This is a genomic window from Marinimicrobium sp. LS-A18, assembly GCF_000463525.1.
GTDB lineage: Bacteria > Pseudomonadota > Gammaproteobacteria > Pseudomonadales > Cellvibrionaceae > Marinimicrobium > Marinimicrobium koreense.
Genome location: NZ_AWEP01000002.1, coordinates 1239704 through 1252465, shown reverse-complemented (window position 1 = coordinate 1252465; position 12762 = coordinate 1239704). Strand labels below are relative to the sequence as shown.

Annotated in this window: 11 protein-coding genes; 8 read left to right on the top strand and 3 right to left on the bottom strand. The window is 61.2% G+C overall.

Annotated features, from left to right (window positions below; all coding sequences use genetic code 11):
• The first annotated feature begins 38 nt into the window (after window positions 1–38).
• Entirely contained in the window at window positions 39–1028 is a 990-nt protein-coding gene (locus N645_RS0105540) for a hypothetical protein (protein WP_152521620.1), read from the top strand.
• Between the two features lie 10 nt (window positions 1029–1038).
• On the opposite strand, the gene N645_RS0105535 is transcribed toward N645_RS0105540, so the two are convergent.
• The gene (locus N645_RS0105535) at window positions 1039–2409 is read right to left on the bottom strand and encodes a S8 family serine peptidase (RefSeq protein ID WP_024460519.1); all 1371 of its coding nucleotides are present in this window, start codon (window positions 2407–2409) and stop codon (window positions 1039–1041) included.
• A gap of 131 nt (window positions 2410–2540) precedes the next feature.
• Here N645_RS0105535 and N645_RS0105530 point away from each other — a divergent pair, with 131 nt between their 5' ends.
• From N645_RS0105530 to N645_RS0105520, 3 genes are read left to right on the top strand one after another with little or no spacing between them, the layout of a single operon-like run.
• On the top strand, window positions 2541–3032 hold the full coding sequence (locus N645_RS0105530; protein WP_024460518.1) for an RNA polymerase sigma factor: 492 nt from the start codon (window positions 2541–2543) through the stop codon (window positions 3030–3032).
• A complete protein-coding gene (locus N645_RS0105525; RefSeq protein WP_024460517.1) occupies window positions 3029–3760 on the top strand; it encodes a hypothetical protein in 732 nt (243 codons plus the stop codon). Before N645_RS0105530 ends, N645_RS0105525 begins: the two co-directional genes overlap by 4 nt.
• Window positions 3761–3817: 57 nt before the next feature.
• Complete coding sequence (locus N645_RS0105520) at window positions 3818–4324, top strand: hypothetical protein (protein WP_024460516.1); 507 nt, start codon at window positions 3818–3820, stop codon at window positions 4322–4324.
• A gap of 49 nt (window positions 4325–4373) precedes the next feature.
• Here N645_RS0105520 and greB read toward each other — a convergent pair whose 3' ends face one another.
• Complete coding sequence (gene greB, locus N645_RS0105515; protein WP_024460515.1) at window positions 4374–4895, bottom strand: transcription elongation factor GreB; 522 nt, start codon at window positions 4893–4895, stop codon at window positions 4374–4376.
• Between the two features lie 2 nt (window positions 4896–4897).
• Window positions 4898–6835, bottom strand: coding sequence for a S9 family peptidase (locus N645_RS0105510; protein WP_024460514.1), 1938 nt, complete (start codon window positions 6833–6835; stop codon window positions 4898–4900).
• 530 nt (window positions 6836–7365) lie between these two features.
• On the opposite strand from N645_RS0105510, the gene tilS reads away from it, so the two are divergent.
• The 4 genes from tilS (at window position 7366) to eno (ending at window position 12693) form a co-directional block, all read left to right on the top strand.
• Window positions 7366–8697 (top strand): tRNA lysidine(34) synthetase TilS, encoded by a 1332-nt coding sequence (gene tilS, locus N645_RS0105505; RefSeq protein WP_024460513.1) that lies wholly within the window; start codon window positions 7366–7368, stop codon window positions 8695–8697.
• Window positions 8698–8820: 123 nt separating this feature from the next.
• Complete coding sequence (locus tag N645_RS0105500; protein WP_024460512.1) at window positions 8821–10446, top strand: CTP synthase; 1626 nt, start codon at window positions 8821–8823, stop codon at window positions 10444–10446.
• Window positions 10447–10495: 49 nt separating this feature from the next.
• Window positions 10496–11347 (top strand): 3-deoxy-8-phosphooctulonate synthase, encoded by an 852-nt coding sequence (gene kdsA, locus N645_RS0105495; RefSeq protein ID WP_024460511.1) that lies wholly within the window; start codon window positions 10496–10498, stop codon window positions 11345–11347.
• Between the two features lie 56 nt (window positions 11348–11403).
• Entirely contained in the window at window positions 11404–12693 is a 1290-nt protein-coding gene (gene eno, locus N645_RS0105490; protein ID WP_024460510.1) for a phosphopyruvate hydratase, read from the top strand.
• Window positions 12694–12762 lie beyond the last annotated feature (69 nt).

Genomic DNA, 12762 nt, shown 5'->3' with positions numbered 1-12762 from the left:
TCCGACCGGTGCTTTTTTTCGGAGTCATTCCCATGAATATGAATACATTACCCCGAATGGTACTGACCGTTGCCGCCGTTTTTTCCAGTGTTCCCGCCCTTGCTCAAAACGACGGCACGTCGGATAAAAAGGCGGACTTCACTGTGAAACTTCATGCCGGCGGTGCCTATGATTCAACGCTTTCGGTTGCTTCGCTGGACCAGACATCCAATCAGGGCGACTCGGCGAATGTGTTTTACGGCCGGGTCGGCGGTGAGCTTTACCCGACCGAGCGGATCACCCTGAAAGGCAGTTACAGTCTGTCCTCACGCCGGTATCACGAGGTCAGCGAATTCGACCAGGATCTGGGCATCGCTTCGCTTGATGCCGCCATTGATCTGGCGGGCATTACCTGGGGCCTGAGTCGGCATGTCGCGGACGCCGAGCTCGCGTCCGAGCCCTTGCTGGATCTGACCAGAGACAGCCTCTACGCCGCCAAACTGTTTAGCGGGGGCCTGTATGTTCGCGGTGCCTATACCGACAGCGAAAAACGGTTTGAGAACAACCGCGAACGCAACGCCGATGGTGAAGAACTGGCCGCCGATGTCTATTACTTTTTCAACGGTGCCCGCAGCTTCTGGTCACTGGGCGTGGGCCGCGAAGTGGAGGAGGCCCGTTCGCTGGCGTTCGACAATGCCGCCCTTAAACTGCGGGCTCGCTATTCCCACACAGGCTCGATGGCGGGTAAGGAAAGCCGGATACAGCTGGGCTGGCGGTATCAGGATCGGGACTACGACAGCGAAGCGTCGCTGCCTGAAACCGATAACGTAAGCGACGGAGGCTTGCCCGGAACGGGTAGCGCCATGTCACCAACCGGAACGGACACTCGGCATGACCGCAGTCATGTGGTCGAAGCGATCTGGTCGCTGAGTTTTACGCAGTGGTTGGCGCTGGAAACCAAGGTCGAGTACGGTAATTACCAATCGAACTTCGACGCGGCGGATTACCGGGAAACCGGGGTGTCGGCGTTACTGAGTGTGGAGTTCTGAGGTTAGCCCGCTACTCCAGCAGGCCGTGGCCAAAAATCGGGTCGCGGCCTTTCTCTCCCAGATCTTTTGCCTGCCCGGCCAGATAGTGCACCACTTCTTCACTGGAGGCCCGTTGCTTGGCCAGGGCACAGGCCACATGAGCGGTCACCGTCGGCGCGGCCATGGAGGTGCCACTCTCGTGGCCAAATTCCCCATTGCCCCGGGTGGTGCGTACCGACACGCCGGGGCCGGCAAAATCGATGTGCTCTCCTCGATTGGCCCAGCGATACACCTGCCCGTCCGCATCCACGGCGGTAATGGCGATTACGCCGGGGTAGGCCGCCGGGTAAAGCGGTGAGGCCGCGGGCCCCTCATTGCCTGCCGCCGCGACCACGGCGGTTCCCCCAGCGGTGATCCGCTCCATGGCGGTGGCGAGTATGCGGTTGTCAGGCCCCGTCAGGCTCATATTGATCACGCTCACCTCCCGCTCGGCCAGCCATTCCAGGCCCGACAGCAGATGCATCATGGTGGCGCCCTGGGCGTATTGATTGCGGCTGTAGAACACGGAGGCGTTATAGAGCCTCGCCTCCGGCAAGCGTGCGGGAACGTCGTCAAAGCTCCCTACCATGAGCCCGGCGACCGCCGTGCCATGGCCGGTGGGCGGACCTTGCTCTCCGGTGCCCTCGGGGTCCGGTAAAAAGGCTTGTTCCACGATGCGGCTGTTGATCAGCCCCGGATGTTCGGTGGCGATGGCGGTATCGATCATGCCCACTTTCACCGGCTGTTTGCACAGAGATTTGCGCGGGCGCTCGACAGGTGTCGACGATGGGGTGTCGGACTGGGGGTTGTAGATATGGTTGCGGTCCAGTCGTTCGGCCAGGTCGGCCGGCAAGGCTTTCTGCAGAGCGGCGTAGGAATCCAGTCGTGCCGGCACCCGAAAGCGCACCATCTCCAACCCCAGTTTTGGCAGACGCTTCTGCTCCAGGATTTCGACATTCAGCGGTTCCAACAGCGCCCGTTCTTCGGGCGCGAGCATCAGCAGCCACTCGCTCTGTACGGCGCGCCAGCCGTCTTCCACTTCCACCTCCATAAACAGGGTGGCGCCCCGGGAATTCAGTATCGACAAGCGGCTCGGTAGGGCGCTCAGGGGTTCTTCCGGAGGGCGCAGGTTGTCTGGCAGTTGCTCCGGCAACGGGGCAGTGAACCGGCGCTCCAGGGCACTGGTGACATCGGGGAGGGAGTCCCGGCGCAGGCGCTCTACCGAATCAACGGAGCGCTCCACCCGGTCGGTCACCGCCGATGGCAATCCGATTTGGGCCTGGGCGATGGTGCCGAGGCCCAGCAGGCACAGCACCAGTGGGCGCAATCGGGTCAATCTGGCGGGTCGGCGTTTGGCTTTCATAATCGCATATCCGGTGAAGAAGCTAGTGGGGTACCTGTTACTATAACGGCCTCACCCGATAAAAAATTCCTGGGGCCGGGAATAAAAAAACCGCTGGCCCGTTAACAGGGTACAACAGAAAGGTGCTGTCTATGAAAAGCGAATTGACCGAGGTATTGCCTCAACTGAGGCGGTTTGCCTACTCGCTCACCGGGTCGATGGACGATGCCGACGACCTGCTGCAGAGCACGGTAGAGCGAGCGCTGAACCGCACTGTACCCGAAGGAGTGGAGTTGACGAAATGGCTGTTCCGGGTTTGCCGGAATTTGTGGATCGACGGTTACCGCTCCCGGAAGGTCCGTCAGGAAGCGACCTTTGATCCACAGCTGCAGGAGCGCGAAATCGTCGATGGAGAGCGGGCCATGTCGAGCGAAGTCGAGCTCGACCAGGTCAGCCGCGCAATGGATCAACTGCCGGACGACCAGCGCCTGGTGTTGTCGCTGGTGGCGGTTCAGGGCCTGTCCTACAAGGAGGCGGCCGCCACGCTGGAAATACCCCCGGGCACGGTGATGAGCCGCCTGGCTCGCGCCCGAACCGCTCTTATACAAAGCCTGAATTCACCTGTTGCGAGGACCAGCGCATGAACATCAACGATGAAACCCTGTCGGCCTTTCTGGACGGCGAACTGCCCCCGGCCGAAATGGAGCAGGTTCGCGCCCGGCTGGCCGAAGACCCGGCACTGGCAGACCGTCTCGCGGAGCTGAGTGCCGTGGACAAACGCGTACGCGAGCGCGCCCACGCCATTGATGAACGGCCGCTGCCGAGCGGTGTACAAAAGCTGTTGGCGGAGGACGACACCAAGGCCGAGTCCGCCCAGGTGATTGCCTTTCCCCTGTGGCGCCGGGCCCGTCAGGCCCTGAATGCGCAAACCGGTATTGCCGCTGCTATTGCGCTGGCGTTCGGGTTCGGGCTGGCCGAGATCACCGACAACGCCGGGAATCCGCAGGCCGATGCGTTCCAGTCCGTCGCCGAGCGTCTGGAAACGCTGCCCAGCGGCACCAGTGAAACTCTGCCCGACGGTCGGGAAATTACCCCCCGCCTCACCTTCGTCAATCGCGATGGACAGCACTGCCGGCAGTACTCGGTGACCGGTGCGGGAGAGCGCTCGGAACACATTGCCTGCCGAGCCCAACAGGCCGATGCCGGCTGGGAAGAGTTGGCCAGTGTTCGGCAGCCGGCCGCAGCGCCCGGCAGTTATCAGACCGCCAGCGGTGGTTCATTGCTGGACAGCGCGCTGGACCAGATGATGGACGGCGGCATTATTGAACCGGAGCAGGAAAAACAATTGATTGAAGGCGATTGGCAGCCGTAGCCAGAGGCCATCGGGACAATCGTTAAAGCCCTTGACCAGATAACCGGGAGGTAGTGTATGAAAACGCCAATACTCGCTCTGATGATGGCTGTGTTGATCAGCGCCTGCGCGGCACCTGAGGTCTACCAGCCTGCCTCAGACGGCGGCTACGGCTACCGGGAAAGCCAGATTGCCGATAACCGCTACCGTGTGTCGTTCAGAATGCGCGGCGATACCCAATTCGAAGCCATGGATTACGCTCTGCTGCGGGCCGCCGAGCTGACCCTGATGGCGGACCACGATTGGTTTGTCGTTGTTGATCGGCAGGTGGATGGCGAGAAGCGGGAGTCAGGAAGCAAATTGGGCGCAAGCCGCACCCGGGAGTGGGAGCGCAGCTGCGGTCTGCTCGGCTGTTCCACTCGCTCCCGCCCCTCCACCACCTACAGTGCCGAGATTCGTTCGGGTGATCGAGCGGAGTCGGAGGTGATCCTGGAAATCCGCCTGGGTAAGGGAGTGCGTCCCACCGAAGGCGACAGCTACGATGCGCTGGAAGTGCGGGAGACTTTGCGCAAGCGGGAGAGTTAGGGAAGCGGCACAGGGAAGTGCACCAATAGGGCTCCGGGCTCGCGGGGCCCTACGGAAGCGCATCCTCATACGCCCGATATTCAATGGCCGCCACCCAGTACACCAGCTCTCCATGCTCCGGGGTGCGCACCACCACTTCATCGTCCACCCGCTTGCCGAGTAGCTGCCGGGCCAGCGGCGAGTCGACACTGAGCTGGCCCTTGCTGAGATCAAACTCGTCCGGCCCGACGATCTGGTAGGTGCGTTCTTCACCGTCTTCATCTTCCAGGGTCACCCAGGCGCCGAAGAAGATCTTGCTCCGGTCCTCCGGCAGGCGATCGACAATGGTCACGTTTTCCAGGCGCTTGCTCAGGTAGCGCACCCGGCGGTCGATTTCCCGCAGGCGTTTTTTGCCGTAGATGTAATCGCCATTTTCCGAGCGGTCGCCGTTTTTTGCGGCCTCGTGCACGGTCTGGGTGACCTGCGGGCGTTCAACCTTCCACAGTTGGGTCAGCTCTTCCTTGAGCCGGCGGGCGCCCGTCGGCGTGATGTAGGGCGAGCTTCGGGGGGCGGGGGGACGCCAGCGGCCCATACTCAGTGGATCTCCTTCAGGTGAGCGATGGGCACCGGTTCAATGTTGTCGGCTGGCGTGAAACCGAAAACCTGGCCATAAAAATACAGCTCGGCCTCCAGGGCTCGCTCGATGTTCGGGCCCTGGCGGAAACCGTGGCCCTCTTCGGGAAACAGTACCAGCGCGTTGGCGATGCCCTTGTCGGTCAGTGCCTTGACCATGGCTTCGGCCTGGTTGGGGGGAACGATCTTGTCCTCTTCACCCTGCAGGAAAATCACCGGGCACTGGAGTTGTTCAATGTGCCTGATCGGGGAGCGCTCCTGATACACGGCTTGCTGTGCGGGGTAGGGGCCCACCAGAGTGTCGAGGTAGCGGGATTCAAACTTGTGGGTATCCCGGGCCAGGGCTTCCAGATCGCCAATGCCATAGAGGCTGGCGCCGGCCTGAAAAGTGTCACGGAAGGTGAGGGCGGCCAGCACTGTGTAGCCCCCGGCACTGCTGCCGCGAATGGCGCAGCGTTCCGGATCCGCCAGCCCCTGTTGCGCCAGGGCCTCGGCGCCGCTGCTTACATCGATCACATCGGTCACACCCCAGTTGCCCTTGAGTCGTTCGCGATAACGGCGGCCGTAACCGGTACTGCCACGGTAATTGACATCCAGCACGGCAAAACCGCGGCTGGTCCAGAACTGGATTTTAAGGTTCAGGGCAGTCTGGGTGGCGCCGGTGGGGCCGCCGTGGCACATCACCAGCAGCGGCGGGCGTTCGCTTTCCGGTGCCACAAAGTCGGGATTGTGGGGCGGGTAATAGAAACCGTGCGCCTCTTCGCCATCGGCGGTTTCGAAGGTCATGGGTTCCGGGTTGGACAGATAATGATGGTCCGGGTCCGTCGACGCTGAACGGGCCAGCGGCACCAGCGCCTCGGTGCCCTCGGGCCGGAAGGCCCAGAGGCAGGTGTTGTGCTGCGCGTTGGCCCCCAGGAAGAGCCCCTTGCCGCCGCCACAGCGCACGGAGCTGATGTCGGTCATACCGGTCTCGATCCGGGTCAGACTACCGTGGGTCAGGTCCAGCCGCGCCAACAGCCAGTAGCCTTCCTGGGTGTAGGTGCACAGTACGGTATTGGGGCCGAGAAAATCGTAAGTGGACATGCCGAACACCCACTGGGGAGTGGCAAACTCCGCGTCCAGGTGACACAGGGTTTCCGCATCCTCCCCGGTCCAGCGGTACAGGTTCCACCAGTTGTTGCGATCCGACACAAAATACAACTCACCATCCGGGGCCCACTGCGGCTGAAACACCGACTCGTCCTCGCCCCCGGCAATCATCCGGACATTCTTCAGCGCCCCATCCTCGGACACCTCCGCCAGATGGCACTCGGTGCTGTCCCAGGGCATATTGGGGTGATTCCAGCACAGGTAGCAGAACTGGGTTCCATTGGGGCTCAGGCGCGGGTTGCTGTAAAAATCCGCACCGGAGGCAAGCACCCGGGTTTCGCCACTGCCGTCCAGTGCGATGGCGACAATCTCCGCTTTCTCCTCGGTACCGCTGTCGGTGTGATCTTCACGCACACAGATCAGACGCTGACGCTCGCTATCCAGTGTGAGGTCGGCATAGCGATAATCGCCTTCGGGGGAGATAGCGGTGAGCTCTTTGCCGATGAGCCGATAGATGCGTTGATCGCTGTCGAGTACGCAGTAGACGACGCCGTCCTGTACGCAGTAGCTGCCGCCGCCGTATTCGTTGGCGCGGGTGCGTACGCTGTGGGGATGGGGGGTAACATCCTGGCGCAGGCCCTGGGCGTTGAGCCGCACGAGTACGCTGCGGCCTTTTTCGCTGGGGCGGGATTCGAGCCAGTAGATGTCGTCGCCGTCGATGGCGGGTTCGCTGAGGCGGACGGTGCCCTGGGTGAGGGTCTGGGCTTTGATGGGCGAGGCCCAACTTCCGTAGGGGGCGGTGGTAGCCATAGGAGTCCTGTCGCGGTTGGTTGAGTCGTTCGGTGGGTGGTCGTGGACAACCCCTAACCAAACGGTGACAATGCCTTCATTGTCAGTGATCGTTGGCGGTTTATCAATGTGGTTCGGTTTTGTGACTTCGAGGTTCTTGGAGCGTCCGGCCTCGGCAAGGTGAACCCTTTGGAGACCCGCCGTGAATACATCCCTGTAGGCTTCTCGTCGGCTCCCTGCCTCCGAGAGTCTCCAAAGGGTTCACCTTGCCGAGGCCTACGTGCCAACCGATGAGCTTCATACTGTCTGTCTCCACTGGTTGAGACGTTGCTGCAGGATTTCAGGTTGGCACTGAGGCGGGCAGGCGGTATACCGGTTCGAGACTCTCGGACGCCTACATGGATGTAGGTGTTAGAGCGACGCAGGAAGCCAAAGCCGAGACATGGATGTCGACGAGAAGCCCCCATGGATGGGTTCACGGCGGGTCTCGAACCGGTATACCGCCTGCCCGCCGGACTCAATGTAAAGACAATACTTTCACAGTAACTGAGATGCCCTTAAAACAGTCCATCCAAACACTTCCAGAAGATCGTCGCTACTGCGTTGCGCTCAGTGGTGGGTTGGATTCCAGCGTGTTGCTGTATGCGGTGGCGCGTCGGTGTTCGGGGGTGCGGGCGGTGCATGTTCATCATGGCTTATCTCCTAATGCCGACCAATGGCAGCGTCACTGCGAAACACTGTGTGAACAGCTCGGCGTGCCTTTAGACGTGGTGACCGTCGATGTTCGGAAAGACGGCAAGGGACTGGAAGACGCCGCGCGTGAAGCGCGTTATCAGGCGTTCATTCAACAGCTCCAGCCCAATGAGATACTGCTCACCGCCCACCACGGGGACGATCAGGTGGAAACCCTGCTGATGCGCCTCGGGCGCGGATCCGGGGTTCGGGGGCTGGCGGGGATGGCGGCGCGGCGGCCGTTGGGTGCCGGGGAGCTCTGGCGTCCGCTGCTGGGCGTGAACCGGCGCGAGCTTGAAGATTATGCCCGCAGTCACCGCTTATCCTGGATTGAGGATGAGAGCAACGACGATCTGCAATTTGATCGCAACTTCCTTCGCCACCGGGTCATGCCCGCGTTGCGGGAGCGTTGGCCGCATCTGGTGGAGGGCTGGGGGCAGAGTGCGGCTCTGTGTGCCGAGTCCGAGGTGTTGCTGGAGGACTACGCGCGGGAGGATCTGGCGCGTCTGACGCCTGAGTCTGCCGATTCGCACGCTGCTGCGGGGTGGGTGCTCAGTCTTCCGGGGTTACAGGGCCTGTCGCCGGCGCGGCGCCATCAGGTGCTGCGGGTCTGGCTCAGAGAGCGTGGGGTGCCCGGGTTGAATCGTGATCGATTGGCGGAGGTCGATCGCCAGTTGATTGACGGGCGGGAGGACGCCGGGGCGTGTGTGGCCTGGGAGGGCTGGGCGTTGCGGCGGTTTCGTCAGGGCCTGTACTTGCTGAACAGCACCTCGCTTGAGGCCCCTCTGCCTTCGGAGCCTATCCCCGTGGAATTGAGTGGAGCGGGGCGGGTGGAGTTGCCGGGGGGCGCTGTTCTGGTCTTTGAAAGGGAGGATTTCGGCGGCAATGGTCCCCGCCTGGCGGCGGGGCTGCCGGAGCTGTCCATTCGGTGGCGTCAGGGGGGTGAACGCTGCCAGCCCGAGGGACGGGCCCACTCACAGACCCTGAAGAAGCTGCTGCAGGAGTACGCCCTGGCCCCCTGGTGGCGGGCCCGGCTGCCGCTGGTTTACAGCGGCGAGACCCTGGTGGCCGCCGGAGATCTGTGGGTCTGTAAGGGCTTCTCGGCGGCCCCGGGCCAGCCGGGCTACCGCCTGAGGTGGTACAACTTTTGATTGAGGCTATCCCGGCTTTCTGGTACTCTGGCGCCCCGTCCTGAAGAGAAATACCCCAACGACAAGCACAGCGTTGGCGTCCGGTATTTGTCTGTCCCTCGATCGTACTGAACAAGGTTTTACATGACGCGATATATTTTCGTTACCGGTGGTGTGGTTTCGTCTTTGGGCAAGGGTATTGCCTCGGCTTCTCTGGCGGCAATTCTTGAGTCTCGGGGCGTGAACGTCACCATCATGAAGCTGGATCCCTACATCAATGTGGATCCGGGCACCATGAGCCCTTTTCAGCACGGCGAGGTGTTTGTCACCGAAGACGGGGCCGAGACGGATCTGGACCTCGGGCATTACGAGCGCTTCATTCGCACCAAAATGACCCGTCGCAACAACTTCACCACCGGTCGAGTGTACGAAACCGTGCTGCGCAAAGAGCGCCGCGGTGACTACCTGGGCGGCACCGTTCAGGTGATTCCCCACATTACCGACGAAATCAAGCGCCGGATTATCGAAGGCGGCCGGGATGCCGATGTGGCGCTGGTGGAAATCGGCGGTACCGTGGGGGATATCGAGTCCCAGCCGTTCCTCGAGGCCGTGCGTCAGCTCAAAGTCGAGCTGGGCCCCAAGAATTCCATTCTGATGCACCTGACTCTGGTGCCCTATATTGCCACCGCCGGTGAGACCAAGACCAAACCGACCCAGCATTCGGTGAAAGAGCTGCGCTCAATTGGCTTGCAGCCCAATATTCTGCTGTGTCGCTCCGAGCGGGAAGTGGATGAAGACTCCCGCCGCAAAATTGCCCTGTTCACCAACGTGGATGAGCGCGCGGTGGTCCCGCTGCCGGATGCCGGCACCATCTACGCCATCCCGCGCATGCTGCACGAATTCGGCCTGGACGACATTATCGTCGAGCAGTTTGAGCTCGACTGCGGTCCGGCGGACCTGAGCGAGTGGGATCGCGTGGTGGATGGCAAGCTGCATCCCGAGAACGAAGTCACCATCGCCATGGTCGGCAAGTACATGGAGCTGCTGGATGCCTACAAATCCCTGATCGAGGCGATGATTCACGCTGGCATTCACACTCGTACCAAAGTGAACATGCAATACGTGGACGCCGAACAACTGGAAGAGCAGGGCGACAGCCTGCTGCGCGAAGCGGATGCGATCCTGGTGCCCGGCGGTTTTGGTAACCGCGGCGTCGAAGGCAAGCTGATGGCGGTGCGCTATGCCCGCGAGAACAAGGTGCCGTACCTGGGGATCTGCCTGGGTATGCAATCGGTGGTGATTGAGTTTGCCCGCAACGTGCTCGGCCTGAAAAACGCCAACAGCACCGAATTTGATAAGCATACCCCGGACCCGGTGATCGGCCTGATTACCGAGTGGGTGGATAACAGTGGACGCCGCGAGCAGCGCGACGAAACCTCCGACCTGGGCGGCACCATGCGCCTCGGTGGTCAGGAGAGTCGTCTGGTGGCCGGCTCCAAGACCCGGGACATTTATGGTAAGGATGTGATTGTCGAGCGCCATCGGCATCGCTATGAAGTGAACAACAATTACGTGGACCAGCTGCAGAAAGCCGGCCTGCGCATCGGTGGATGGTCGGCGGACGATACTCTGGTGGAAGCGGTGGAGCTGCCGGATCACCCCTGGTTTGTCGCCTGCCAGTTCCACCCGGAATTCACCTCCACGCCGCGCGACGGCCACCCGCTGTTTACCAGCTTTGTTCGCGCCGCGCTGACCAACCAATCCTCCTGATCCGCCTCGCGGGCCCTGCGGGGCCCGCCAACGATAGAGTGAGAACGCTGTGACTGATCGAGATATTGCCATTGCCAAGCTGACGGTGGGCAACCAACGTCCCTTTACCCTGTTCGGTGGCATGAATGTCCTCGAATCCCGGGACATGGCAATGCAGGTGGCCGAAGCCTACGTCAAGGTGACCGAAAAGCTGGGCATTCCCTATGTGTTCAAGGCCTCGTTTGACAAGGCCAACCGCTCCTCCATCCATTCCTTTCGCGGCCCGGGCATGGAAGAAGGCCTGAAGATTTTTCAGGAAATCAAAGACACCTTCGGTGTGCCGGTCATTACCGATGTGCACGAGCAGTATCAGTGTCAGCCGGTGGCGGAGGTCTGTGATGTGATTCAGTTGCCCGCCTTTCTGGCACGCCAGACCGACCTGGTGCAGGCCATGGCAAAGACCGGGGCGGTCATCAACATCAAGAAGCCGCAGTTTCTGAGTCCGGGCCAGATGAAGAATATCGTGGAGAAATTCCGCGAGTGCGGCAACGACCAGATCATTCTGTGTGAGCGCGGCAGCAACTTCGGTTACGACAACCTGGTGGTGGATATGCTTGGCTTTCGCACCATGCGGGAAGTCAGCGGCGGGGCGCCGATTATTTTTGACGCCACCCACGCGCTGCAGTGTCGTGACCCGCTGGGTGAAGCCTCCGGCGGGCGCCGTCATCAGGTCGCCGAGTTGGCCCGTGCGGGTATGGCTGTGGGGCTGGCGGGGCTGTTTCTGGAAGCCCACCCGGACCCGGATAACGCCAAGTGTGATGGGCCCAGCGCGCTGCCGCTGGACAAGCTGGAGCCGTTCCTGGCCCAGATCAAAGCCATTGACGATGTGGTGAAGCAGTTGCCGCCACTGGATATTCAGTAACGAACGCAGTAACGAACCCTTTTTCATTATTTATTGGCAAACGGAGCAATCTACGCATGAGTAAAATTGTCGACATCAAAGCTTTCGAAGTTCTGGACAGTCGCGGTAACCCGACCGTCAGCGCTGAAGTCATTCTGGAAAGCGGTGCCGTAGGCTCCGCCTGCGCCCCCTCTGGCGCCTCTACCGGTTCGCGCGAAGCACTGGAACTGCGCGACGGCGACAAGTCCCGCTACCTGGGCAAGGGCGTACTGAAGGCCGTGGGCCACATCAACGACACCATCAAAGATCTGTTGGTGGGTAAAGACGCCGCCGATCAGCGCGCGCTGGACAAAATCATGATCGATGCCGACGGCACCGAGAACAAGTCCAAGTTTGGCGCCAACGCCATCCTGGCCGTGTCCCTGGCCGCTGCCAAAGCCGCTGCCATCGACAAGGGCATTCCCCTGTACCAGCACATTGCTGAAGTCAACGGCACCGCCGGTAAGTACTCCATGCCGGTACCGATGATGAACATCCTGAACGGCGGTGAGCACGCCGACAACAACGTCGACATTCAGGAATTCATGATTCAGCCGGTTTCCGCCAAGACCTTCTCCGAAGCGCTGCGCACCGGTGCGGAAATTTTCCACGCCCTGAAAAAAGTGCTGAACGAAAAAGGCCTGAGCACCGCGGTCGGTGACGAAGGTGGTTTCGCACCCAACCTGCCTTCCAATGAAGAGGCTCTGCAGGTCATCGGTCAGGCCGTGGCCAATGCCGGCTACAAACTGGGTGAAGACGTGACCCTGGCACTGGACTGCGCCGCGTCCGAGTTCTATAAAGATGGCAAGTACGACCTGTCTGGTGAAGGCAAGGTGTTCAGCGCCGAAGAGTTCTCTGATTACCTGGCAGACCTGTCGGCCAAGTACCCGATCATCTCCATCGAAGATGGTCTGGATGAGAGCGACTGGGACGGCTGGGCCTACCTGACCCAGAAGCTGGGCAACAAGGTTCAGCTGGTGGGCGACGACCTGTTCGTGACCAACACCAAGATTCTGCAGGAAGGTATCGACAAGAAGATCGGTAACTCCATCCTGATCAAATTCAACCAGATCGGCTCGCTGTCCGAAACGCTGGATGCGATCAAGATGGCCCAGGACGCCGGTTACACCGCGGTGATCTCCCACCGTTCCGGTGAAACCGAAGACACCACCATTGCCGATCTGGCCGTGGCGACCGCAGCGGGTCAGATCAAGACCGGCTCTCTGTGTCGTTCCGACCGTGTGTCCAAGTACAACCGCCTGCTGCGCATCGAAGCGGAGCTGAATGGTTCGGCGCCGTACAAGGGCCGTGCGGAATTCAAGGCGTAAGAAGGTAAGGTTACGGCGGATGCGCTTCGCTTATCCGCCCTACGGATGGCACCGTGGTTTGCGTAGGGC